The sequence below is a fragment of the Cyclobacterium plantarum genome (assembly GCF_011290685.1).
Lineage (GTDB): Bacteria > Bacteroidota > Bacteroidia > Cytophagales > Cyclobacteriaceae > Cyclobacterium > Cyclobacterium plantarum.
In genome coordinates, this window is sequence record NZ_JAANYN010000001.1 from 199749 (window position 1) to 224889 (window position 25141).

At 45.1% G+C, this 25141-nt stretch carries 17 protein-coding genes; 10 read left to right on the forward strand and 7 right to left on the reverse strand.

Annotated elements, in window-relative coordinates; all coding sequences use genetic code 11:
- Positions 1–79: 79 nt before the first annotated feature.
- The 6 genes from G9Q97_RS00855 (at position 80) to G9Q97_RS00880 (ending at position 7303) form a co-directional block, all read left to right on the forward strand.
- The gene (locus G9Q97_RS00855) at positions 80–2152 is read left to right on the forward strand and encodes a GAF domain-containing SpoIIE family protein phosphatase (RefSeq protein WP_166142200.1); all 2073 of its coding nucleotides are present in this window, start codon (positions 80–82) and stop codon (positions 2150–2152) included.
- A gap of 31 nt (positions 2153–2183) precedes the next feature.
- Positions 2184–2528 carry an STAS domain-containing protein gene (locus G9Q97_RS00860; protein WP_166142202.1) on the forward strand — a complete coding sequence of 115 codons (345 nt, stop codon included), beginning with the start codon at positions 2184–2186 and terminating at the stop codon, positions 2526–2528.
- Positions 2518–2934, forward strand: a complete 417-nt coding sequence (locus G9Q97_RS00865) for an ATP-binding protein (RefSeq protein ID WP_166142204.1) — start codon at positions 2518–2520, stop codon at positions 2932–2934. Before G9Q97_RS00860 ends, G9Q97_RS00865 begins: the two co-directional genes overlap by 11 nt.
- Before the next feature lie 89 nt (positions 2935–3023).
- Positions 3024–5027 (forward strand): peptidylprolyl isomerase, encoded by a 2004-nt coding sequence (locus G9Q97_RS00870; protein WP_166142206.1) that lies wholly within the window; start codon positions 3024–3026, stop codon positions 5025–5027.
- Positions 4990–5886: a peptidyl-prolyl cis-trans isomerase gene (locus G9Q97_RS00875; protein WP_166142208.1), complete on the forward strand. Its 897-nt coding sequence runs from the start codon at positions 4990–4992 to the stop codon at positions 5884–5886. Before G9Q97_RS00870 ends, G9Q97_RS00875 begins: the two co-directional genes overlap by 38 nt.
- Positions 5864–7303, forward strand: coding sequence for a peptidylprolyl isomerase (locus G9Q97_RS00880; RefSeq protein WP_166142210.1), 1440 nt, complete (start codon positions 5864–5866; stop codon positions 7301–7303). Before G9Q97_RS00875 ends, G9Q97_RS00880 begins: the two co-directional genes overlap by 23 nt.
- On the opposite strand, the gene G9Q97_RS00885 is transcribed toward G9Q97_RS00880, so the two are convergent.
- The 7 genes from G9Q97_RS00885 to G9Q97_RS00915 form a co-directional block, all read right to left on the reverse strand.
- Complete coding sequence (locus G9Q97_RS00885; RefSeq protein WP_166142212.1) at positions 7300–8040, reverse strand: hypothetical protein; 741 nt, start codon at positions 8038–8040, stop codon at positions 7300–7302. The two genes, G9Q97_RS00880 and G9Q97_RS00885, sit on opposite strands and share 4 nt — an antisense overlap.
- A 110-nt stretch (positions 8041–8150) precedes the next feature.
- Entirely contained in the window at positions 8151–11027 is a 2877-nt protein-coding gene (locus tag G9Q97_RS00890) for a TonB-dependent receptor (RefSeq protein WP_166142214.1), read from the reverse strand.
- Positions 11028–11124: 97 nt separating this feature from the next.
- A complete protein-coding gene (locus G9Q97_RS00895) occupies positions 11125–12627 on the reverse strand; it encodes a hypothetical protein (protein WP_166142216.1) in 1503 nt (500 codons plus the stop codon).
- A 147-nt stretch (positions 12628–12774) separates the two neighbouring features.
- On the reverse strand, positions 12775–15624 hold the full coding sequence (gene uvrA / locus G9Q97_RS00900; RefSeq protein WP_166142218.1) for an excinuclease ABC subunit UvrA: 2850 nt from the start codon (positions 15622–15624) through the stop codon (positions 12775–12777).
- 119 nt (positions 15625–15743) lie between these two features.
- Positions 15744–17399, reverse strand: a complete 1656-nt coding sequence (locus tag G9Q97_RS00905) for a DUF748 domain-containing protein (RefSeq protein WP_166142220.1) — start codon at positions 17397–17399, stop codon at positions 15744–15746.
- A 60-nt stretch (positions 17400–17459) separates the two neighbouring features.
- Positions 17460–18401, reverse strand: coding sequence for a lytic transglycosylase domain-containing protein (locus G9Q97_RS00910; RefSeq protein ID WP_246255310.1), 942 nt, complete (start codon positions 18399–18401; stop codon positions 17460–17462).
- A 4-nt stretch (positions 18402–18405) separates the two neighbouring features.
- Entirely contained in the window at positions 18406–19122 is a 717-nt protein-coding gene (locus G9Q97_RS00915) for an LOG family protein (RefSeq protein ID WP_166142224.1), read from the reverse strand.
- Positions 19123–19981: 859 nt separating this feature from the next.
- Here G9Q97_RS00915 and G9Q97_RS00920 point away from each other — a divergent pair.
- From G9Q97_RS00920 to G9Q97_RS00935, 4 genes are all read left to right on the forward strand, one after another.
- Positions 19982–21343 carry a GntP family permease gene (locus G9Q97_RS00920; protein WP_166142226.1) on the forward strand — a complete coding sequence of 454 codons (1362 nt, stop codon included), beginning with the start codon at positions 19982–19984 and terminating at the stop codon, positions 21341–21343.
- 17 nt (positions 21344–21360) lie between these two features.
- On the forward strand, positions 21361–22320 hold the full coding sequence (gene denD, locus G9Q97_RS00925) for a D-erythronate dehydrogenase (RefSeq protein WP_166142228.1): 960 nt from the start codon (positions 21361–21363) through the stop codon (positions 22318–22320).
- Positions 22317–23069: an SDR family oxidoreductase gene (locus G9Q97_RS00930; RefSeq protein ID WP_166142230.1), complete on the forward strand. Its 753-nt coding sequence runs from the start codon at positions 22317–22319 to the stop codon at positions 23067–23069. The genes denD and G9Q97_RS00930 overlap by 4 nt, the downstream gene beginning before the upstream one ends.
- Before the next feature lie 76 nt (positions 23070–23145).
- Positions 23146–25116, forward strand: a complete 1971-nt coding sequence (locus G9Q97_RS00935) for an FG-GAP repeat domain-containing protein (protein ID WP_222851888.1) — start codon at positions 23146–23148, stop codon at positions 25114–25116.
- Positions 25117–25141: the final 25 nt, after the last annotated feature.

Sequence of the window (25141 nt, forward strand, 5' to 3'; positions counted from 1 at the left end):
TAAAATCTTATGTATTCCATTCTTTTTTGAATGGTTCAATGAATTCTGCCATTCTATTTTTATTATTGTAGGATTTTCTATGGTAAAACCACCCAACATAGCACGGAGCAAAATTTATATCCTGCTGACCATCATGTCATGGTTTGCTTTGTTATTTGTGGACCTGGTAAGGATTTTTGGTGAAATCAACCAGATGGAGGGAGTGATCAAAAGGGAAATCACCTGGATTCTGGAGATTATTTTTTTTATTTTACTTTATCTCTTCTTCAATAATTCCATCAATAAAAAGGAAAACAGCAATTTTCTCAACCTGATATGGAGGGCAGCCTCTACCGGTTTGATTGCTACAGGTACCTCATTTCTCATCATTTACTTTTACTACATTCTTCAGGATACACGGCTTTCGGATGACCCCCTATTAAGGAATTTCTTCTATCATGTAAATTTTGCCCTGACAGCGATCTTTCTTATTTCTACGGCATTACTTTGGAAACACCTGATTCTTTACCAAAAAAACAAAGCGGTCGTACAGCAATGGCAGGCCTATGAAGTGATTTTGTTGATCAGTATGTTTTTCGTGCTGATCAATCAGGAAAGCTTCAACTATGGCTTTATGTTTGGTTTGATTTTTCTCATTATTTACGGCGTCATTTTATCGGTAAACCTTAAATGGATACCCTACCTGACCTTCAGGGAGAAATGGAAGTCTATTTTGTTTCTTGCCATTATTGTATTCTCTACGGTTTACCTTTTGGTTCAGTTGGTTTCCTATACCCAGAAGAACGTCCATTTTGTCAACCTGAGCGAAAACCTATTTTTACTTGGACTTTTTGCTTTTGTGCTGATTTATGCGGTATTCAGCTTTTTGGTCACTTTATTTAACCTACCCACCTCCTCGGTTTTCGAACAAAAGTTGACTGAGGCTATTAGTTTCCAAAAATTGAGTCAGTCCATACAGCCTGGTGAAAATGAGGATCAGGTTTTGGACATATTAATGGACAGCTGCATGAGTGCTGCCTATGTGGATGCGGCCTGGCTGGAATTACATGCAGATGAGGAAGACCGCAGGACTGGGACGGTACTTTACCAGAAATTTATCAGCAATGGAGAAAGACAGGAAATCATGGACCTGCTGAAAAAAACAGAGCCTTTTTCCGCATATCTAAAAAGTCAGACAGATGCCAGAATCGAGTATTTATATGGGAAAATATCCCATGAAATTTACCAATCCGTTCTGATCATGCCTGTCAGGGCCAATAAAAAGATTTTGGGTGATATGTTTTTGCTCAAAGAGGTAAAGGATGGGTTCAATAAGGAAATGATCAATATCATTTCCACATTTGTTGGCCAGACCTCCATATCCATTGAGAATTACCGCCTGCTCAATGAGGCCATCAAAAACGAAAGGTATCGTGAGGAGCTTGAAATCGCCCAGCGCGTACAAAGAAGTTTGTTGCCTTCCGCCTTGCACCATAATAGATGCTTTGAAATCGACGGTTTCTCTGCGGCGGCGGATGAAGTAGGTGGGGACTATTACGAAACTTTCAGGTTTGACCAGGATAATTTTGCCTTGATCATTGGGGATGTTTCAGGCAAAGGCACCTCAGCGGCATTCAACATGTCGCAGATGAAGGGGGTATTCCATAGCCTGGTGCAGTTGAACTTCAGTCCCAAGGTTTTTTTATCCAAAGCCAACAGTGCCCTGAGCCGTTGTCTTGAAAAAAACAATTTTATCACTACCACGTATTACACGGTCAATACCAAAGAAAAAACAATCCACTTTGCCCGGGCCGGACATTGTCCCACACTGTATTTTGACAAAGAGAAAAATACCTGTAGGTTTTTGGATATCAAGGGAATGGGATTGGGTATCGTCAGAAACGATACCTTTGATCAATACCTGGAAGAGGGGACTTTGGTCTACCATCCCGGAGATGTAATGGTCATGTACACAGATGGGATTGTGGAAGCCAAAAATAAAAATGGTGAAGAGTTTGGTTATGAAAATCTACGGATACTCCTGAGCTCCATTTATGAATTGCCGGCACATGAGATCCGTATAAAAATTATCGAAGAGGTTTATTCCTTTGTGGGTAAGGAAACCCTTCCAGATGATGACTATTCATTGTTGGTGATCAAATTTAAAGCATGAACTTAAAAAAAAATAAAGCGTATAACTGGGTATGTTGTCGATTAATAAAGCGTCTGAGCGAGATCATCTGGTAATTGCATTGAATGGAGAGGTGGATGCGAGTAATTCTGTGGAATTGGACGAGGTGATTCAAGAGGCAATTGCAGATAATGCACACAAAATTCTGTTGGATGGCAGTGAGCTGGAGTATATTTCTTCCGCCGGCCTGGGGGTTTTCATGTCCTATCTGGAAGATTTCAATGAAAAACAGGTGACGTTTGTAATTTTCGGACTGAATGAAAAAATATTGAATGTGTTCCATATACTTGGACTTGACCAATTGATTAGTATCAAAAATACCAGAGAGGAAGCCGAACAAGCGCTTTATGAAGCATGAATTGAAGCTATACTGTGAGAAAAGCCGATTGGCGGAACTGAGGGTCTTTTTATCCGGAATATTATCAGCCAGTGGTTTGAATGAAATCACCCAGAATCAATTGATATTGGCAGTGGAAGAAGTCTGTGCTAACCTGATCATTCATTCTCATGATTGTAATCCTCTCAATCATATAGAACTGGAAGTGCATATCAATCAGGATACGATCATTTTTGAAATCAGGGATTCGGGAAAAGCCTTCAACATTATTGAGTACAAGTCACCTGAAATCAATGCGGTGATCAAGGAAAAGCGGAAAGGTGGTCTGGGCTTGCTTCTGGTCAGAAAAATCATGGATAAAATCGAATTTGAAACAGATCCTTCCTTCAATACCTGTCGCCTGATCAAAAGGCTGAAATCCAAATAAATGTTAAATCCCTTTACTTATCCACAGCTTCTTCCTGTATTGTGGGGTAAAATTCGTAACATTGCAGCCTAATTTCTATTAATTGTCCTATGAATTTGAAGCATATATATTTCCTTTTTATAGGAATTTTATCTGCAAGCGCAGTTCAGGTTGCTGATCAAGGCATGGAAAATCCATCCCAGAGCGACTACCTCCTTAAAATAGGTGATGCAAGCTCGGATGAGGAAGAGTTTTTATACATATTGAATAAAAACCGCCAAAGGTCTGAAGCACCACTTTCCAGAGCGGATTTTGATGAAAATTTTGAGCTGTTTGTCAATTATAAGCTCAAAGTCAAATATGCCATGGATCTGGGGCTGGACAAATCACCGGAATTCCGTGATGAATTTACCTCTTTCAAGGACGATATCATCAAGCCCTACCTCCAGGAAAACAGGCTGGAGGAGGGTGAAATGCGAAAGGTATATGAGCGCATGCAGGAAGTGGTGAAAGCCAGTCACATCTTGCTGCAATTCCCGCCCAATGCCAGTAAGGAGGATTCTCTTGCTGTTTTCAGGATGGCTCAAAAACTAAAAGCCGATGCGGAGAATGGCGCAGATTTCAGCCAATTGGCCATGGAATATTCAGAGGACCCTTCAGCACAGAGCAACAAAGGCAATTTGGGTTATTTTACTGCCCTGCAGATGGTTTTGCCATTTGAGGAAGCGGCCTTTAACCTTTCTGTCGGTGAAATTTCAGATCCTGTTTTGTCCGATTTCGGCTATCACGTGATCCGGCTGGAAGAGCGGAATAGAAATCCAGGGCAAATCAGGGTTTCCCACCTGTTGATCCGTACGGAAGCTGATCAAGCGGAAAGTGAAAACCTGGCAGAGAAAAAAATTACCGAATTGTACCACACCTTACAGGCTGATCCGGAACAATGGCCCGATCTGGTGGCAACCTATTCAGAAGATCAGGGCAGTAAGTCTGAACAAGGGCTGATCCCCTGGTTTGGCGTGGGTGCTATTGTTCCTGAGTTTGAAAAAGCAGCCTTTTCTTTGGAAAAGGAAGGAGATTTCAGCCGTCCCGTTAAAACAGAATACGGGTACCACCTCATCCGTCTGGAAGGCAACCGACCCGTTCCCCCGTTTGAGGAAGTAAAGCCTATGATCCGGTCAAGGATTCTACGGGACAGTAAATCAGAGATGATCCGGACCAGGGTCCTTGACCTGCAAAAAGACCTTTTGCATGTTGCGGAAAATGAAACCCTTCTGACTGAACTTGAGCAGGTGTTTGTTGCCTTTCAGAAAGACCCTGTAAATGATCTTTTCAACAAACTATCCGAGCCGGAATGGAGCAGCGATTTTTTGATCCGTTCTGGCTGGAAAACGGCCGGACTCCAGCATTTTATCTCTTATCTGCAATCAAACTTCTCAGATACCACTGTTCCTTTGAAATCGACTTTTGAGGAAATTTACACCAATTATTTACAGGATTTGTTGGCAGGCTGGGAAGAGGAGTACCTCTATGCCCACAATCCCGAATACCGGCAATTGATCAACGAGTACAAAAATGGCATGTTGCTTTTTGAATTGATGAACCGGGAGGTTTGGCAAGAAGCAGTGGAGGATACCACTGGTCAACAGGAATATTTCCGGGAAAACAAGCATAACTATCTGTGGGAAGAACGTATTCCCGCCTTGATACTCAAAGCTAAGGCGGACAAAAACCTTTCGGAGGTCAGTCATTGGCTTTCGGCCAGGAGCTATGATCCCGGATTGGAAACAACATTGAAAGAAAAATTCCTTCAGGATGACCCATTGTTGTTTACCTTTGAGCAAAAGGAATTTGAAATCCAAAAAAACGAACTGTTGGCTTCACTGGATGTGAAACAATCTTTTCACCAGATCAAGCGGAACGGAGAAAGTATCCTGATTCTATTGGGGGAGACCATTCCTTCTGCTCCCAAGAAATTTGAAGAAACCAGGGGTAAATTGATTCAGGATTACCAGCAATACCTGGAAAACGAGCTACTTACACGCTTAAAAGAAAAATATACCATCCAAATCAATGAGGATGAAAAAGATAAAATATACCGGTCCCTTGAAAAATAAAGCCTTAATAGCCCTTTGCAGTTTGATTTTTATGGCTTCTTGTGATTTGTTCAGCATCAAAACTGAGGAAGAGGATCCGGACAACCCCATTGTCGCATCCGTGGGGACAGCCAATCTATACCTTGCTGACATAGACCATATCAGCAAAGATATGACTACCACGCTTGATTCTGCTGAATTGGTAGGCAGGTACATCCAAAGTTGGGTCAAAAAACAATTGATGATCAAGGAGGCATCTCAAAATCTGACGCTGAATGAAGCAGAAATCAACCGGAAACTATTGGATTACCGATATGCGCTGATTGCCTATGAATACGAGAAAAATTTTGTGGAAAAAACCCTGGACAGGGAAGTAACCCAGCCCGAAATACAAGGGTATTACGAGGCCAACAAAGAAAATTTCGCCTTGAAAGAAATCATTGTGCGAACCAATTTCATCAAACTCGAAAAATCACTCCCACAGAAAAGACAATTGGAGCGCCTGCTGAACAGCAATCAGGAAGGGCAAAAGGAAGAACTAAAAGACTTTGCTATTCGTTATGCGAACAACTACTTTATCGAGGATTCTACTTGGATAAAATTTGATGACATTATCATCAATACCCCACTTACCCAAAACAACAACCAGGTTCAGTTGCTCAGGAATGAAAAATTGATCAGCGTGGATGATGAAACGTATTCCTACTATTTCAAAATATTGGAATACCGTTTACGGGATCAGGTACCACCTCTGGAGTTTGTCAGAGACGAAATCTCCAAGATTATCGTTAACAAAAGGAGAGTGGAAATTGCAGAAAAATTAAAAAGAGATATTTACAACGATGCACTTGAAAACAATGAATTTACCATATATGATTGAATGGGGAAGAAAGATTAGCCTCTTTTTGATTTTTGGCCTTTTGTGTCAGCACTTCGCCATAGCCCAGGATTCGGACAGCCCGGCAACCACTGCGGAACCGGAAACACCTGAAGAAAAACCCAGCGGGCAGGTACTGGATAAAATCATCGCCAAAGTGGACAATTATATCATTTTGGAATCGGACCTGCAAAAAGCCTATTTGGAGGCTGTTTCCCAGACCCAGCAGGGGATGGAAACACCCAATCGCTGCCAGATTTTCGAATCCCTGTTGATCAATAAATTGATGATGGCCAAATCTGAAATAGATTCGGTAGTTGTTTCGGAAGCAGAAGTGATCATTCAAACAGACCAGCGGTTCAATATGGTGTTGCAGCAATTCGGAGGGGATGAAGAGACCCTGATCGAGGCCTATGGCAAAACAGGGGATCAGTTAAAAAGTGAAATTCAGGATGCCGTCAAAGAACAAATGGTCGTGCAAAAAATGCAGGGAGTAATTACCGAAGGACTGGAGGTTTCTCCCAATGATGTGAGAAAATTTTTCGGCTCCATACCCAATGATTCGCTTCCTTTTTTCTCTGCGGAAGTATCTGTTGGGCAGATAGTCAAAAAACCGGAAGTGAGTCAGGAGCAAAAAGACAAAGTGATAGAACAACTGCTGTCTATCAAGGAAAGGATCCTGTCCGGTGAATCGGATTTTGCTACCATGGCGCGGCAATATTCCATGGACCCCGGCTCTAAAGTTCAAGGAGGAGACTTGGGTTTCTTCAGGAGGGGCGAACTGGCTCCGGAATATGAAGCTACCGCCTATAGCTTGAAACAAGGGGAGATCAGTGATCCGGTGGAAACCATGTTTGGATTTCACATGATCCAGCTATTGGAAACCCGTGGCAACACCTTTAATACCAGGCATATACTCATTATACCTTCCCCGTCAGAAGATGATATCAAAAAAGCAGAAAGGTATCTGGACAGCCTTCGTCAACAAATCGTAGATGAAAAAATAAGCTTTGCCAAGGCGGCCAAGGAAAATTCCGATCACAGGGAAACCTCTGATAACGGCGGGTTTTTTACCGATCCCGGATCCGGATCCAACCGGCTGACCTTAAGAACCCTGGAAGACCCTGTACTTTATTTCACGCTAGACAGCATGGAAGTTGGAGAAATCTCCCAACCAGTAAGATTTGAGGATGAGGATCCCAGAACCGGGAGATCAGAATCAGGAGTACGCATATTGTACTATAAAGAGCGTTTTCCGGCACACCGTGCCAATCTCTCTGATGATTATGAGAAATTAAAGGCAGCAGCCCGCCGGAAAAAGGAAGAAGAGATTTTATCCAATTGGTTTGTATTGGCCAAGGAAGAGGTGTTTATAGATATCGACCCGCAGTATGATCGCTGTGACGTGCTGCAGGATTAATTGGTGGCCAGCATCAATTCCTGCTTTAAAAAATGGCTGAAGTCCCGGATTCTTTCGGTATCATGGTACTTCAGGGCAGTGATGGAAAACTGATAGGCTGCCAGGGGATTGCCTTCATTGAAGTAGCGGATGGCCTGGTTAAAATACTGAAGGCCCAGCAGGTTTTCCAGGTCTATGGTCCGGAAAATATCCGGAGCCATAAAGGAGGTCAATTTTTTCTCTCCTGTCCGGATATTATCCGGGTTCAGGGTAAAATCTCGGAGGTATCGTTCCTTTTGATCTGGATCAGCAATAAAGCCTTCCCGGGGATCTGTCACTTCCAATAGCACCAGCCTGTCTTCCAACCTTACTTGTAAAAACACATGATAGGAAGTTTCCTTAACCTCGTAGGCAAAACCAAAATGATCCAAAAGGGCGGCCAAAATCAGTGAACCGCTGACACAATCGTATAGTCCCTGGTCCAAAGCATCCCGCTCCAGGGTATATTGTTGGTATCGGTGAAACAATTTTTGGTGCGCTCTGTAAAAAATATTTTTAACCATTTTTTCACTGTTCCCGAATTTTCTGAAATCTTTCTCCAAAAGCTCATACAGATCTGAAAACCGCTCACTTTCTGCCTTCCACGATTCAAGCCACACCTTCCCGGCGTTTGGGGTGCCTGAAGGGTTTTCTGGCAGGGCCGGAAAGCAGAGCACCGGAATAAAAAGCAGGAGCAACAGAATACCAAAACCACGCATGGAGTCTATATTAATTCATCGTTAATTAAATTTAACAATTTATTAACATAGAAACAAAAAAAATATCCCTCCTGGTAGAAGGGATATTGTATCAAATGCTTAAAATTTACTTAAAAGGCATAGGAGAAATTTAAATTGATCAATGTACCGGGGTTAAGACTGGAAAAAATCTGGTCTTCTGCATTGTAGGACCTGAAGACTTCCTGCCTGGACTGGTTGAGCAGGTTTTGAATGTTAATACCGGCCTGCACCCTTTCATCTGCACCAAAAGTCTTATTTATACTGATATTCAAGGCATGAAATGGAACGGTATAGGTATCTGTCCGGTTTCCAAAGCCGATATAATTGAGGGTAGCTCCCTGTACATTGTAATAGACACCTGCCTCCAGTCCTGTTACGAAATTATTGTAGGCTAACCCTGAATTGATGATATAAGGAGCCTGGCCTGCCATATCCCTCCTGGAAGAAATAACCTCGCCTTCCCGGGCCGTCAATCTACGGGACCGCAATTCAGAAGCGGACATTTCTATGCTGGATGAGGTAATCGTGCCATTAAAGGTGAAAAAGAAGTTTTCCAGTTTGGGGTCCAAAAAGGAGAGGGACTTTCTCGTTTCCAATTCCAGCCCTGCAACGGTTCCATTGCCCACGTTTCTGGGCTGAAATGCACCAGGGTCTGATAAAAACTGCACCATTTCTATGGGCTTGTCAAAGGTCTTGTAAAATGCACTTAGCGATAGCAATTGACCTGCAGGAAGGAATTGCTCCCATCTTAAATCAAAATTATTGATCCGGGTAGCTTCCAACTGACCGTCCCAAAGCACCTCGGAACCTCCATTGGTCGTTTCCTGAAACAGGCCTCCAATAAATGTTCTCCCCGTAATGGGGTCCAGAATTTCCGCAAAAGACATTTCCTTAAAGGATGGCCTGGCTATGGTCCTGGAAAAGGAGAATCTTAAATTTTGGTTTTCTTTCAGGCTAGTGATGAGGTTGATGGTCGGGAACAAGTCCAGGTCATCCAAAACTTTCTCATTGTCAAAAACAATGGTTTGGGTCTGATTGGAACCGGTATAGTATTGCTCATATTTCTCAGCCCTCAGGCCAACTATGGCTTTCAGGTTGTCGAGGGGCGAAAATTCGCTATGGGCATATACCCCTATGTTATTTAGATTTGCGCCAAAGCTATTCGGGTTGTTTGGGATAAACAACGGATTGTAACGAACACCGTTAATGTTGTTTTCAGAGAAAAGATTCTCCTGGTTCATCACTTCATTGGGATCGCCGGAAAAATTGGTATTCCCTGTGGAGAATTGAAAATTCTGAATAAGAAAATCCCTTTGTTTATAAGTATAGGAAGATCCAAACTTGAATTTGGCGGTTTTCCCGAATAAGCTATGGTTTTTAGTCAGATCCAGTTTTCCCACAAGGTTTTGTTCTTCCAGGGAACGCCAGATACGTTGTGGCAGGCCTACTTCTGAGGAAATGGTATTGTTTGGCTTACGAAACCTAAGCACCCGGACATCCGGATCGTCAATGGTAGATAGGGTGGGGGACAGCTTCCAATTCACTTCCCAATTTCCTTCACGGAGAAAATGTGCTCCACTGAGCATCAGGTTGGTCAAAGACCGCTGGCTGTATTCAATATTGTACTGGTCTGCTTCAAAAACAGCCCCCAAATTGGTGTTGATAAAATCAAAAACGCCTACTTTGGATTCACCATTTTGAAGTCGGATCAAATTCAATTTGTACTTTGAAAAATCCGTTTTGTAAGCCAGTCCTGCAAGACCACCTACCAACACATTGCTTACCCCAAAATTTCCCAGAGATTGTTCCAGAGGCTCAAGGGCAGTCTCCCCGGTTTCCCTGGGTTTGGCAAATAGGTTGTATGCTGCATCTTTATAGTATTCAGAGGTATTTTTGTAGGTAAGGGCCAGGTTATAACCCAGCTTGTTTTTACCCAGTGACACCTGGTTTCCCAGGGAAAATCCCAGACTAATATTTGCCAGGTTTTGGTTTTTCACCCCTCCAAATTCGGGATTAAAATCTCTCAGAATGCTTTGGTACAGTTGGCCTCTTTCTCCGGAAGGATTGCCAATAACTTCAGCAAATTGGGGTATATCAGTTATTCCTTTGGTTGGGATTTCCCGAAAACCATTGTCAAAACCCAGGAAGTCCGTATTGCTGCCCTGGGTTGTCAGGAAATTCCTGTTAAAATGCATGGAGGGATTGTATCCTCCGCCTAGCGAAAACCTCATGGTTTTCTCCTCTGGAAAATCCTTGGTTTCAATATCTACCACCCCTCCGGTGAAGTCTGCCGAAAGGTTGCTGGTAAACGATTTGGACACAATGATATTGTCAATGATATTGGTAGGAAAGATATCCATCTGTATGGTGTTTCGATCCGGATCCAGGCCGGGAATGTCCACACCATTAAGAACGGTCTTGGTATACCTGTCTCCCAATCCGCGGATGTAGACGTATTTGCCCCCCTCAATGGAAACACCAGTAACCCGCTTGATGGCAGAGGCTGCGTTCCCATCACCCATCTGTCGGAAAGAGGAAGCAGATATGCCATCCATCAGTTGAGCCGCATTCCGCTTTACGGTCATTAAAGCGGCCTCTGTAGTCCTGATCGCTTCTGCTGATATGGTCACCGTTTCCAGGTCAGAGGTAAATTCCTCCATTTTCAGATTGTCCAAAACGGTAACCTCACCGGCTTTGACCAATACATCCTTCAGGTTAAGGGCATTGAAGGAAATAAAAGAGGCTTTTAATTCATACGTTCCGGGTGCAATGGGGATTTCAAAATCCCCGTCAAAGTCGGTTACCGCTCCAGTCTGGCTGCCAACAACTGAAACAGCTACACCAAATAATGGTTCTCCTGTTCCTCCGTCAAATATGGTGCCCCTGATGGTGCCATTCTGGGCCGATACATTTGCAGACAGGCAAATCAGCCCCATGCAAAGCCAGCCAATGATCAAATTTTTCATTTTTTTTGTTTTTTAATAAATACAGCGATGTAATAAAAAAAGTAAAGAAAGGGATACACTGGGCATCCCTTTCAAAAAATGATGTTACTAGTGGTAATTACAAGTCATCCAGATTGCCAGCGACAGCCGTCCAGGACCAATTGGCAAAAGCAGATTTATCTGCTCCCACGGTATTTTCTCCTTCAGCAACTGCTGTTGCATGTACATGCGTTCCATGACGGAATACATCTGTTAAGGCAACTCCTTCGGGAAGGGTAACCTGGAGATTATTAAAGTTAAGGACTCCACTTTCGAAATTAGAAACTGACCCGTCTCCATCCAGGGAAAAGTCACCTCTGCCTTCAGTGGCGGCCGGATCACCAAATCCAAAGAAGTAAATATTTTGCAGGCTTGCCCTGGCCCCGTCTCTGAAATCTCCCAATTCGGCAGCTTCATGACCGATTACCGTTCCGTTTTTTATAGTATGTGCGGCATTAAAGGAACCTTCTGGTCCGTCTATTTCAAATGCATGGTCTGTTTCGCTACCGGCTACGATGATAAAATTGTCTAACTCTCCTGCCCAGGATTGATCCGTATCTATGGCATCGTCAGCAGAACTCCATACAATAGCATTCTTTACACTTACAGTGCCACCAAACCATTCGATGCCATCATCTTCATTGGCCACAACTTCAATGTTTTCGATTACTGTAGTTGAACCCACCCCACCCAGTGTCAGGCCGTTGATTTCATTTCCTTCGCCGATATTGGCACCTCCATGACGGATGGAGATGAATTTTAACATACCTGAATCATCATCAGGATCGTCTCCGCCATACAGGCCGTTGGTATCGGATGGCGGTATGCCTTCTATTTGCACCTCGCTTACATCACCTGCCAGTGAACTTGGGGCATTGCCCAGGATCAGTAAACCTCCCCAAAGGCCTGTAATATTCGGATCCAGGTTTGGACTGGCGATCATGCCGGGTTCGATTTCATCTGCTACAGAAGTAAAAATAATGGGTTGATCTGCGTTTCCTACCGCATTGATTTTAGACCCCCTGGCAATAACAAGTGCTGTAGCATTGGGACCTGAACCGGCTTCTCCTTTTACGATCACACCAGGTTGTATGGTCAGGGTAGCTCCTCCAGTTACGGTAATCCGGTCTGTAAGGACATACACTTTTCCGGTTTCCCAGGTAACATCTTCCTCAATGTTTTCTGTTATCCTTAAGGTAGTAGCTTCTTCACCTACGGTAAGTACGTGGGTGACCGTCTGAGAATCCCCATTGCTGTCTGTGACAACAAATTCGAAAACCACATTGCTATTGGCATCTTCCTCGGTGGAAGTGTAGGAAAATTCATGGCTGGCAGAAGTTTCCCCATTAAAATTAATGGTTTCTACTGTAGCACCATTTTTTATGATCACCAAACTTGCCAGACCATCGTTTGCGTTAATATTGGCAGTTACGGGACCTACTCTTTGGCCTGCTTCAACCACAGCAGTGGGTGGAATTCCTGAAATGGTTACAAAGTTGTTAGGTTGCTCCTCTTCTCCACAAGCCGTAAGCAAGCCTACTGACAGTGCGAGACCGGTCAAACCTTTGAGAATTTTTTTCATGATAAGTAGTAGATTAATAAGTCAGACTAAATGTTGTCGCAAAATTGACTTAAAAATCCCTGCCTACAGAAAGAAACGAATTATCAAATTTTAAAATTATCTTTGGAAAATTAATATTATGTTAACATAAATTTTAAAAAACCGGCTTCAGGCCTCTACATCCACTTTTCCTGTTAACTCGGCTTTCAAAAACCTGGCGGTATAACTGCTGCCATGGCCCACCATGTTTTCCGGCTTACCGCTAAACAATATCTCTCCACCTTTCGCCCCACCTTCGGGTCCCAGATCTACTATATGATCAGCCACTTTGATCACATCCATGTTGTGTTCAATGATCAAAACGGTATTGCCCTTATCTACCAATTTATTTAACACCTCCAGCAAATGGCCGATATCCTGAAAGTGAAGCCCTGTGGTAGGTTCATCCAGAATATAGAAAGTCTTACCAGTATCTTTTTTGGATAATTCGGTGGCCAGCTTAACCCGCTGGGCTTCTCCACCGGAAAGGGTAGTGGCATGTTGGCCCAGTGTGATGTAATCCAGGCCTACTTCATGAAGGGTTTTAATTTTCCTCAATATCTTGGGCTGATTTTCAAAAAATTCAACCGCCTGCTCAACGGTCATGTCCAGGACATCAGCGATGGATTTGCCCTTGAACCGTACTTCCAGGGTTTCCCTGTTGTAACGCTTGCCTTTGCAGGTCTCGCAGGGTATATGTACATCCGGGAGGAAATCCATTTCTATCAGTTTCATTCCTCCGCCTTCACAATCTTCACAACGGCCCCCTTTCACATTAAAAGAAAACCTGCCCGGTTTATATCCCCTGATCTTGGCTTCCGGTAATTCCGTGAAAAGCGCCCGGATATCCGTAAACACTCCCGTATAGGTTGCCGGATTGGACCGGGGAGTCCTGCCTATGGGCGACTGATCCACTTCAATCACCTTGTCCAGATTTTCCAGGCCCTTAATCTCTTTGTAGGGCAGGGGTTCCTTTCGGGAATTGTAAAACTGCCGGTTGAGCAAGGGGTAAAGGGTTTCATGAATCAAAGAGCTCTTCCCTGATCCGGATACGCCTGTCACACAAACCATGGTTCCCAGGGGAATGTCCAGGTCAACTTTTTTGAGGTTGTGCCCGCTGGCTCCCTTAAGCTGTAATTTTTTTCCTGTCCCCTTCCTTCTCTTGAGAGGCACTGGTATGCTCAGTTCCCCATTGAGGTATTTGGCCGTCAGGCTGCCGGAGTGCAGCAGTTGATCTGGTGTACCACTGGCTACAATATGGCCTCCATGTCTGCCGGCTCCCGGGCCAATATCCACCACATGGTCGGCTTCCAGCATCATGTCCCGGTCATGCTCCACCACGATCACCGAATTGCCCAGATCCCTGAGATCTTTCAGCGCATGTGTCAATTTCACATTGTCCCTTTGGTGCAGGCCAATACTTGGTTCGTCCAGAATATAGAGTACACCCACCAGCTGAGTGCCAATCTGAGTGGCCAGGCGGATGCGCTGGGCCTCGCCTCCTGAAAGGGTTCGTAATGGCCTGTCCAGAGAGAGATAGTCCAGTCCTATATCCAATAAAAAACCAATGCGTTTCCGGATTTCCTTAAGTACTTCCGCACCTATGATTTTTTGCCTCTCCGTCATCCGTTCCTCCAGATCAGCAAACCAATCCCCCAGGGAACTGATGTCCATCTGGGCAAGTTCTCCAATGTGTTTCCCCGCAATTTTAAAATGGAGGGCTTCTTTCTTTAGCCGGTATCCTTCACAATCAGGACAGGTGCGGGTACTGGTGAAGTCAGCGATCCATTTCTGGATTTTATCCGAGCCCCCCTCTTGCTGTTTTTGCAGAAAGTTCAATATGCCTTCAAAAGTGGTGGTCCACTTGGTGCCGGGATATTTCACAGAATCTACGGCAACCTCTGTTTTGTCTCCGTACAATAAAGTGTGGATGACTTTATCGTCCAGTTTTTCTATGGGAGTGGCCAGGCTGCCTTTATGGCGTTTGAGTATGGCTTCTATTTTTTTGAATATCCATATATCCCGGTATTCGCCAAGGGGAGCAATTCCTCCCCTGCTGATACTCAGTGAGGGGTCAGGAATCACATTTTCCCTGGTAATCTCTTCTATTATACCCAAGCCATTACAAGTGGGACAAGCACCATAAGGGCTGTTAAAAGAAAAAGCGTTTGGTGCAGGCTCGTCGTAACTGAGCCCGGTCTTGGGATCCATCAGGAACTTGGAAAAATAGTCAATTTTGCCATTTTCATCCAACAACATCATGATCCCTTTGCCATGTTGCAAGGCGGTTTTCAGGGATTGGGTAATTCTGTACCGGTCTTCCTCCTCGGCGATTACCCGATCGATTACGATCTCAATATCATGAATTTTATACCGGTCGACCTGCATTTTGGGTTGCACTTCCTGAAGTTCTCCATCAATCCGCACTTTGGAATACCCCATCTTCCTTACCTGCTCAAAGAGCTCACGGTAATGTCCCTTTCTTCCTTTCACCACAGGGGCCAGAATGGATAATTTCTTGCCGGAAAATCCCTGAAATATCTGCTCTATGATCTGGTCCTCTGTTTGTCTGACCATTTTATCCCCCGAGTGGTATGAAAATGCTTCTGCTGACCGGGCATAAAGCAACCGCATGAAATCATAAATTTCCGTTACTGTGCCGACGGTAGATCTGGGGTTTTTGGATGTGGTCTTTTGTTCTATGGAAATGACCGGCGAAAGTCCGTTGATTTTATCTACATCAGGTCGCTCCATTCCCCCCAAAAAAGAACGGGCGTAGGCCGAAAAACTTTCCATATATCGCCGCTGGCCTTCCGCATAGATGGTGTCGAAAGCCAGAGAACTTTTCCCACTCCCGCTTAATCCGGTAATGACTACCAGTTTATTTCTTGGAATGCTCAGGTCCAGATTTTTGAGGTTGTGTTCCCGGGCACCAAATATTTCTATATGGTCCTGTGAGGAATGGTTTTCTGCAGACATAGGTAAAGGTTTGCGCTATGGTTGAATTGTGAACAAAATTAAGCATTAGGCAGGGAAAGGCCCTAATCCAAACCAAATAAACTCAAAACAAGACATAAGGTTCACTTTTGAGAGGGGCTTTATTTTTCTCTCATCTCCTCTTCGGTTTCACCTGTAATGGTGGATTTTAATCCGCTCAGTACCAAATTCCACCAATAATGAAAAATAAATTTATGCTGTGCTCTTTCAAAATACACTTCCCCTTTGTTGAGTTTTCCGGATTTGTTGGGGTTTTGAGAAGGGATTACTACCTTATTGGCCAAAAATGCCCCAAGTTTACGGAATATATTCTGGTCTCTTTCATAGTTTTTATCCAGAATTTCGATTTCCAGGTCTTTGTATTTGACAATCACTTCTCCTGTTCCTTCCAGGTCATTGGCCTCAATGTTAAAAAACAATTGATCAAGCCGTCCACTTTTCAAAGCCACCCGGGTGGCAGGCATGATCAAATCATTGAGCGGGGCCAATACCATCCCGCCAATGCTCCCTGTCATAAAAAACTTGCCGTTTTCATCATTGATCAGGTAATCGGCCTTCATGTCGATCAGGCCTTTCCCCATTAATCTACCTTTTGCCAGAATTGTTAAAGTATCATTTTGCGCAAGTTCATCTTCAATATTGGTGAAACCTGAAATTTCCCCATTGACCTGGTCGAAAAATATTTTGCCTGCCGAGGGAGCCTGGGTATCGGGTCGTTCCTCGTATGCGATGTAGGCCTCTTCTATGAAAATGGTTTTCAGGTGAAGTTGTTTTGGCAATTCATTCAAGATCTCATGAATCATTTTGGGGCGCTTCGAAGTGTCTTCCTGTTTCCTTTTATCCCTGAAAACCTCCAGTTGGATTTGTCCCAAATGAAGGCTGTCAGCTATGATCCTGCCTTGTCTGAAATACTCCTGAAAATCCATCCCATCCACCTGCAGTCGCCCATTGGAAAGCTCCATCCAATTGGTTTCTTTTTCAAATTGGTTGACATAGGCGTATTTTTCCAATTTATTGTTAAAGGCCACCTGTTCGATAACCATCTTTCGCTCTGTCGTATTAAAAGAAAAATCTTTGGCCCGGATCGTGTTCCTGTACTCATTGATATGTACCTGAGCTTCATCCATATAACCTTCAATATTGTCTACTGAAAAAAGTGCCTCAGGACTTTCTCTGTCTTCCTTGCTTAGGTTTAGTCCATCTGCAAAAACAAATAAATCCTTGATGGACAACCTCACGGAATCGGTAGCAGCATCCTTGTTGTCAAATGAAACCTGATTTACCCGCAGGTGATTCAATCCGATATTCTGGTAATCCTTGCCTTCTTTGCCCTCACTCGACCCCTCCTTGCCCAGCTCCTCCAAATCGGGGGTTACCGTTTCCAAAACCACATTCTCCAGGTAGGCCGAGTCCAGTTTGATGCTGTTGAAAAACAAAAAATCCACCCATTGAAATCCGGTAAGGCTGGCTTCATCAAAACTCAGGTGAAATTTTATTTTTTCGGCATCCTCCAGGCTTTCCCCTGGCATGATTTCCACGGATTCCATTTTTAAAAATGTGCCCCTGTAATCATAATTTAGTTGTATATCTCCAAAACGTACCTCGTGGCCCGCAAAATCGTTTGTCCGGGTAATCATGTTGCTGACGATCCTTTCCGCATTGTTGTTCAGGTAGTTGTTGACCAACAAGGGAAGCAACTGAAACAGGGCAAAGAGTACTCCTGCAATGATGAGTATGGTAATAATGGACTTTTTCATATAGGTAGGGATTGCCCGTTAAGATACTCATTATAATTAATTCCAGAGAAAATTATTTTCTTAAACAGGTAGTTTAATGATATAATTCCTGCCTTTTCTGACGTTGAGTTGCCTGTTGATCAGCCATGGATTATAAATTTTCACTTCTTTATAATTGCTGTTATGATCTTGTGCCCATTCTGCCAAATTACTGATGCTTTCAGAAATTTCGACTTCTCTCAGGGAGGGCAGGGCATACAGGTCATCCTGCTGCAATTCAAAGCCATATTTACCGGGGTTTTCAAAAATCTCCTTCAGAGCAAGTGCCCTGAACAAATACCTGCTGGTCTCTTCATTCAGGTACAAATCATAATAATCCGGACTCAACTGCTGGTTTTTTCTGCGGGTAATGCCTGCTATGCCCATGTTGTAACTGGCCGCCACACTGGTCCAATTGCCAAACTTGCCAAATGAGGCCCTGAGGTATTTGCAGGCTGCAAGCGTTGATTTTTCAAAGTGGTACCTTTCGTCCACATCCCGGCTTACTTCCAGGCCAAAGTCTCCAGCGGTGCCTTTCATAAACTGCCAAAAGCCTTTTGCCCCCGCCGGGGAAGTTACGTTCATCAATCCGGATTCTATCAGAGCGACATATTTAAAATCTTCCGGGATACCATTTTCTTTCAGGGTTTGCTCAATAAACGGGAAAAATTTTCCCGCCCTTTTCATCATCAACAGCGTATTGGACTCCCAGTAAGCATTGACATAAACCTCTCTTTCATAACGTTCATAGACCTCCGGATCGTCCATGGGCACTTTTTCTCCGGCAAATTCCGGCGCATCAGGAAGATCAAAAATCCTTACCCTTGGAACATGTGCCGGTTGACTTTTCCTTACTTCAGCTGACTGGCTGTGTGCAGTATCAAGGTCCACTTTTCCGCCGCTGGGTTTTAGCCATAAATATCCTATCAGGACAAATTGTACTACTATCAGGATATATAAATAGGTGATGTGTTTGCTGTCCAAGTGACTAATAATTTGGAGATAAAAGATATTTGCTGTAAAAATTGTCAATAACGGCCACCGCTTCATCCGCAGTATTTACCAGGGCAAAAAGGTTCAGGTCTTCTTTATTGATATTGGCGTGTTCGGCAAGCACCACCTCTTTGATCCAATCCAACATGCCGGCCCAATAATCCTTACCCACCAAAACGATCGGGAACCTGCCAATTTTTTTTGTTTGAATAAGCGTTAGGGCCTCAAACAATTCATCCAAAGTTCCGAACCCTCCCGGCAACACGATAAATCCCTGGGAGTATTTGGTGAACATTACCTTTCGTACAAAGAAATAATCAAAAGTAATCAACTTGTCGGGGTCGATGTAGACATTATTGAATTGCTCGAAAGGCAATAGAATATTCAGGCCTACCGACTTGCCTTTTTCAGTATGTGCCCCTTTATTTCCGGCCTCCATGATACCCGGTCCTCCACCGGTAATCACCCCATAGCCATGCCTTACCAGTTTGCCGGCAATGGACTCAGCTACCTGATAAAAATGATTGTCAGGATTGGTTCTGGCCGACCCGAAAAGCGTAACACAGGGACCAATTTTGGCCAACTTCTCAAATCCTTCTACGAATTCGCTGATTACCTTAAAAACTACCCAGGAATCTGCGCTTTTTATTTCTGCCCAATCTCTTTCCTTAAAAGCTTTTTTAATTTTATCTTCTTCCTTCAACTGCTCCATGTTTTACTTTTTTTCAAAAAATACCCATCAGTATATCCAACTAATAATAATTTATAAACACAATATATCCGATAAAAACAAAGGAAACAAGCAAAGGATTCATTTCAATTGATTATAATTTGCTATTAAATGGCCATAACTTGTCCCGCACCGATGACGACGGGTACCCTCTCTGTGAGGGTGCGATTTTGGATAGTTCAACCTACAGAGAACATCCCAGGCACCCGCGGTAGTCTGAACGAATACCGATACGCTTAACCGATCTTACCGTCCTTTTTTCGATTTCCTTATGCCACCGCTCCGGTTCAGATCGCTTTTTAGGCTGAGCCTGCCGAAGCCCGCTGCGCTCGCAAAGACGGGGCCTATCGTCACTGCGAGACTTAACATTTTAAAAAACGCAGAAATCGGGATGACGATGTTTGTTTTTAATATGCTGATTTACAGATGTTTAAAAAACACGTCATCGGTAGGGTGCAGACGGGAATAAAAAGGAATCAAAAATAGCCATGCACCCGCGGCAGTCTGAGGGGGTATGTTGACTAACTTTCGATTCTATTCCCATATCCCGATGGATTAATGCCGCCGCTCCGAATCAGATCGCTTTTTAGGCTGAGCCTGCCGAAGCCCGCTGCGCTCGCGATGACGGTAGGTGTACCGATGACGGGGTCCGTTCAGCGACTGAAAAGGCTAATTTTCTAATTTTTAACATCCTCAATGATTCATCCCCCTACATGCCGATTACCTCATGCCTCTCTGCTTAAGACAGGCTCGATTTCATATTCCTGTCTCAAAATCAGGAAAATCCGGGTTCCCCACCAAAAAATGCTTAATATCTAAGATTTTTTTCTTTAATTAAACCATGTATTCAATTTTCCATACCGATTATTGGCCATTTGTTATCCTTTTAAGCAGTATTGGATTGGTAACCTTGTTGATTTCCAAATGGAGGTTTCACCCATTTATTGCATTGGTATTGGCCGCAGTGTTTGTTGGCTTGCTAAGCCCTGCACTGATAGCAGAAGAGGGGCTGATGGCCGCTTTTGAATCCCCTATGGAAGCCTTAGGCGATATGGCGGGCAATATTGCCTGGGTCATTGCGCTGGCCGCCATTATCGGCGCAGCCATGATGGAAAGCGGGGCGGCTGAAAACATCGTCAACCGGCTCCTGAAAACCATGGGTGAAAAGCAGGCTTCCCTGGCCTTGATGCTTGCCGGATTTATCCTTTCTATTCCGGTTTTTTTAGATACGGTGTTTTTTTTATTGATTCCCCTGGGCATCACACTGGCATTGAAAACAGGGAAAGATTATGTCTTGTACGTGACCGCTATAGGAGGCGGAGCAGCCATCACCCACAGCATAGTCCCCCCCACGCCGGGTCCTTTGATTATGGCCGAAACCATGGGGCTGGACCTGGGTATTGTAATCCTTTCCGGGCTGTTTTTAGGTATTTTCCCGGCAGTTTTGGTGATCCTGGTGGGCAAAAGGATGAACCGTAAACTCAATATTCCGGTGCGGATCAATTTAAACGCCTCACCGGTGGTTGCCAAAAAATTATCGCTTTCTCTGTCCCTTGCGCCGATTGTGTTACCCATTATTCTGATTGGCACTGCTTCCTTGTTTGAGGCCATTTCCGGTCGATTGCCCGATTGGCTGGCCCTGATGGGGAATAAAAATACGGCCATGGCAGCTGGTACGGGCCTTGCTTTGTATTTATGGGCCAGATCGCAAAATCTGGGAGCCAATGCACTCTGGTCAAAAATCGGCAAACCCCTGGAAATTGGTGGACTGATCATTCTGATTACCAGCGCAGGTGGGGCTTATGGCGCCATGATCGGCCAAAGCGGGATTGGTGATGCCATTAAATATGCCACAGACGGCCTGGACATCCACCTTGTTCCCCTGGCCTGGCTCATTGCAGCTGTGCTGAAAACAGCTCAGGGTTCGGGTACCGTAGCCATGATTTCCAGCGCAGCCATCATTACAGCCCTGATGGGAAACAATTTTGACCTGCCCTATCATCCGGTTTACCTGTTGATGGCTATGGGATTTGGTTCCCTTTTTGTATCTTGGATGAATGACAGTGCCTTCTGGGTGGTGGCCAGAATGAGTGGCCTTACTGAGCAGGAAGCATTAAAAACATGGACACTTTTACTGGCCATTATATCCCTGGCAGGAATGCTGCAGGTTTGGTTGCTGTCCTGGATAGTACCTTTAACTTAAAAATAACCCAATTACCTATGCATGTATTGATTATCGGAGCAGGAGGATTTATCGGGAGCCGGCTGGCCATGGAATTCCGGCAAAATAACCCCTCAGCTTCCATCAGCCTTTTCGACCGACAATTCTCTGAATTCCTGAAAAACGACCCTGGCTTTACCTGTGTGGAGGGGGATTTTGGGGACCAGACGCAAACAGACATGCTGTTGGAAAAAAAACCCGATTTGATTTTTCACCTCGCCGCAGTAGTAAGTGGTGAAGCAGAGAAAAATTTTGACCTGGGAATGGAAGTCAACCTCAAAGGTTCATTGCACCTGTTGGAAAAATGCCGTGCACTGGGGCATCAGCCCCGAATTGTTTTTGCCAGTTCATGTGGTATTTTTGGCGGAGATGTCCGGCAGGTCATTACGGAAAATACTGCCCCCAAGCCCAGAAGCTCTTATGGTACCCAAAAGGCCATCGTAGACCTGCTGATGAATGACTATAGCCGCAGGGGTTTTGTGGACGCCCGCTGCCTGAGGCTGCCCACCATCACCGTTCGCCCGGGAAAACCCAATGCCGCCACTTCCTCATTTTTAAGCGGTATCATCCGCGAACCACTGAATGGGCAGCAGGCCAGCTATCCGGTAGATCCTGCATCGGAATTCTGGATCCTTTCTCCCAAACAGGTGGTGAAAAACTTTATCCATGCCGCCGCCTTGGAAGCCGAAGTGATTGGTGAGGACCGCTGCATCAACCTGCCGGGCCTGACCGTTTCGGTGCAACACATGATCGATTGCCTGGAAAAAGTGGCGGGACCAGAAGTAATCCAACGCCTTACTTACGAACCAGATCGCTTTTTGCAAAGTATCGTTCTGACCTGGCCACCCCATTTTGATACCCAAAAAGCGGATCAACTCGGGTTTACCGCCGACAGAGATGTGGAAGAAATTATCCGGAACTATATCCGGGAAGAAAATATTCAACTACAAAATTTATGAATGAGGAAGTTAGAACCGCTATCATAACAGGTGCCGGTTCAGGGATTGGCAGGGCAGTGGCACAAGCGCTGGCCAGGGAAGGCTGGAGTCTGATCCTCACGGGTAGAAAAGAAGAGCCGCTTAAAGAAACAGCCAGGCTTAGCACTGGAAATGGTCACCTGGTCTGCCCTGCAGATATTACCGACCCAGCCGATGTAAGGCAACTTTTTTTAAAGACGGAGCAAAGCTTTGGCCGGCTGGACCTGTTGTTTAACAATGCTGGTGTAAATGCCCCTTCAGTACCTCTGGAAGAACTGGCCTTTGCCGATTGGAAAATGGTAATCGACACCAACCTTACAGGTGCCTTTCTTTGCACCCAGGAAGCCTTCAGGTTGATGCAAAAACAGCGGCCAAAAGGGGGGCGCATCATCAATAACGGATCACTTTCTGCCCATGCCCCCAGGCCCTTATCAGTGGCCTATACCGCAAGCAAACATGCCATCACCGGCCTCACCCGATCCACCAACCTGGATGGAAGGCCTCACGATATCGTCTGCGGGCAAATCGATATTGGCAATGCCAAAAGCGCCATGACCCAAAAGATTGAAAAAGGCATTCTGCAGGCAGATGGGACGCACAAGGTCGAGCCTACCATGGATGTGGCTGAGGTAGGCCGGGCTGTTGTCTATATGGCTGGCTTACCCCTGGATACCAATATTCCGTGGATTACAGTGATGGCCAGTGGCATGCCTTACATGGGTAGGGGGTAAAATGGCCCGTTTTGCTTCCCAATGGGTAAAACAATAGGAATAATCCCTATTTGGTCCAGCTCTAAAATATTGAAACATGTTAACCTTCCTGCATATGCGTCCTTTCCTTATTATTTTGATTCTGCTGCTGGGGGCAGCTTGCCAGCATCCACAATCCACCACAATTGAAAAAAGCGCTGAATTTACAAGAGTCAACTATAACCGACCGGATGCCACCGCTTTCCTGGGCGTAGGACTTTGGGCCTGGCCCCTGCCTATGGACTATGACGGGGATGGTGACATGGACCTGCTGGTTTCCTGCCCGGACAAACCCTTTAACGGGCTTTATTTTTTCGAAAATACCAGTGGGGAAGCCTTTCCGGCATTTGCTCCTCCGGTACGGTTAGGAGATGCCATTTCCAAGGTTCAGATTTCCCATACCGGACTGGGGGCACCAAAGGTAACCATTCCCGGTGCCGAACTTCAGGATTTCCGCACAGCCCTTGATTCCATGCCTGAGGCGCTGTTTCCTATTGAAGAACTCACCAAGGATTTAGGGAAGAGCCCCCGCTTCAATCAATGGAAAATGGCCGATTACGATGGAGACGGAGACCTGGATATACTGGTCGGTATGGACGACTGGTCGGACTATGGCTGGGACAACGCTTATGATAGTACCGGCATTTGGGTGAATGGCCCCTTGCATGGTTATGTGTACCTTTTGGAAAACCGGGACGGTGAATACCATAACCGCGGGCGGCTACAGGCCGGGGGAGAGGAAATCGATGTGTACGGCGCTCCTTCTCCCAACCTGGCGGATTTTGATGGGGACGGGGACCTGGATTTGATTTGTGGAGAATTTCTGGACCGCATGACCTATTTCGAAAACGTGGGCAGCCGGGAGCAACCCGTATATAGCAAAGGCGTATTTTTGGAAAACCAGGACGGTACCATCAAAATGGACCTGGAGATGATCATCCCTGTGGCCGTTGATTGGGACAAGGATGGCCATGTAGACCTGATTGTAGGGGATGAAGACGGCAGGGTGGCCTGGCTGCAAAATACCGGGGAAATCCACAAAGGGATCCCGGAATTCACTTCTCCCAGGTATTTCCGTCAGCAAGCCGATCATTTGAAATTTGGTGCCCTCGTAACTCCCGTAAGTGTGGATTGGGACCAGGATGGAGATGAAGATATCATAGCCGGAAATTCCGCCGGCCACATTGCCTTTATCGAAAATCTAAATGGTGGGCCTGAACCCCGATGGGCCGAGCCGGAATTACTGGAGGTAAAAGGGGAGGCCATACGCATACAGGCTGGAGACAATGGCTCCATTCAGGGGCCTGCCGAAGCCAAATGGGGCTACACCACCCTCTCTGTGGCGGACTGGGATGGTGACGGTCATCAGGATATTATCTTTAATTCCATCTGGGGCAAAGTGGAATGGATCCAAAATACCGGAACGGAACTCCGGGCACCCCAGCCCGTCAGGATAGACTGGGGAGATCAGGATCCGCCCTATCCGGCCTGGAATTGGTGGAAGCCGGCCGCAGATGAACTGGTTACCCAATGGAGAACCACTCCCTATGCCATCGATTGGGACAAAGATGGGGTCATGGACCTGGTCATGCTGGACCATGAGGGCTATCTGGCCTGGTATCAGGGTAGCAGCAAAGAAGGAACCAACATCCTAAAGCCGGGAAAAAAAATCTTTTATGGTAAAAACGGATCAGCCTTTAACAACAAAAATATAGTTGAGGATACAGGGGATGGCCCGCTACGGCTTAATACCGCAGAGGCGGGAAGCAGTGGCAGAAGAAAAATCACTTTTGTGGACTGGGACAATGATGGCGACCTGGACCTGTTGGTGAATAGTCTGAATGTGTCCCTTTTCGAAAATATCAGCCAAAGCCCGGATAAGGTAGTTTTTGAATACAACGAACCATTGACGGAACAAATGTTGGCCGGCCACACTACCAGTCCTACTTTTGTGGATTGGGATAAAGACGGCGTTTGGGAATTGTTGGTAGGGGCCGAAGATGGGCATTTTTACTACCTGCCCAGGTAAAAATTAAAACTTTGGGATTTGCTCC

What these genes read in the sequence shown, in the direction of transcription:
- G9Q97_RS00875 (WP_166142208.1), top strand. Translation starts at nt 4,990, where the DNA reads ATGAAAAAGATAAAATATACCGGTCCCTTGAAAAATAAAGCCTTAATA.
- G9Q97_RS00870 (WP_166142206.1), top strand. Translation starts at nt 3,024, where the DNA reads ATGAATTTGAAGCATATATATTTCCTTTTTATAGGAATTTTATCTGCA.
- G9Q97_RS00855 (WP_166142200.1), top strand. Translation starts at nt 80, where the DNA reads ATGGTAAAACCACCCAACATAGCACGGAGCAAAATTTATATCCTGCTG.
- G9Q97_RS00865 (WP_166142204.1), top strand. Translation starts at nt 2,518, where the DNA reads ATGAAGCATGAATTGAAGCTATACTGTGAGAAAAGCCGATTGGCGGAA.
- G9Q97_RS00885 (WP_166142212.1), bottom strand. Translation starts at nt 8,040, where the DNA reads ATGCGTGGTTTTGGTATTCTGTTGCTCCTGCTTTTTATTCCGGTGCTC.
- uvrA (WP_166142218.1), bottom strand. Translation starts at nt 15,624, where the DNA reads ATGTCTGCAGAAAACCATTCCTCACAGGACCATATAGAAATATTTGGT.
- denD (WP_166142228.1), top strand. Translation starts at nt 21,361, where the DNA reads ATGCATGTATTGATTATCGGAGCAGGAGGATTTATCGGGAGCCGGCTG.
- G9Q97_RS00890 (WP_166142214.1), bottom strand. Translation starts at nt 11,027, where the DNA reads ATGAAAAATTTGATCATTGGCTGGCTTTGCATGGGGCTGATTTGCCTG.
- G9Q97_RS00915 (WP_166142224.1), bottom strand. Translation starts at nt 19,122, where the DNA reads ATGGAGCAGTTGAAGGAAGAAGATAAAATTAAAAAAGCTTTTAAGGAA.
- G9Q97_RS00920 (WP_166142226.1), top strand. Translation starts at nt 19,982, where the DNA reads ATGTATTCAATTTTCCATACCGATTATTGGCCATTTGTTATCCTTTTA.
- G9Q97_RS00880 (WP_166142210.1), top strand. Translation starts at nt 5,864, where the DNA reads ATGAATTTACCATATATGATTGAATGGGGAAGAAAGATTAGCCTCTTT.
- G9Q97_RS00935 (WP_222851888.1), top strand. Translation starts at nt 23,146, where the DNA reads ATGTTAACCTTCCTGCATATGCGTCCTTTCCTTATTATTTTGATTCTG.
- G9Q97_RS00905 (WP_166142220.1), bottom strand. Translation starts at nt 17,399, where the DNA reads ATGAAAAAGTCCATTATTACCATACTCATCATTGCAGGAGTACTCTTT.
- G9Q97_RS00930 (WP_166142230.1), top strand. Translation starts at nt 22,317, where the DNA reads ATGAATGAGGAAGTTAGAACCGCTATCATAACAGGTGCCGGTTCAGGG.
- G9Q97_RS00895 (WP_166142216.1), bottom strand. Translation starts at nt 12,627, where the DNA reads ATGAAAAAAATTCTCAAAGGTTTGACCGGTCTCGCACTGTCAGTAGGC.
- G9Q97_RS00860 (WP_166142202.1), top strand. Translation starts at nt 2,184, where the DNA reads ATGTTGTCGATTAATAAAGCGTCTGAGCGAGATCATCTGGTAATTGCA.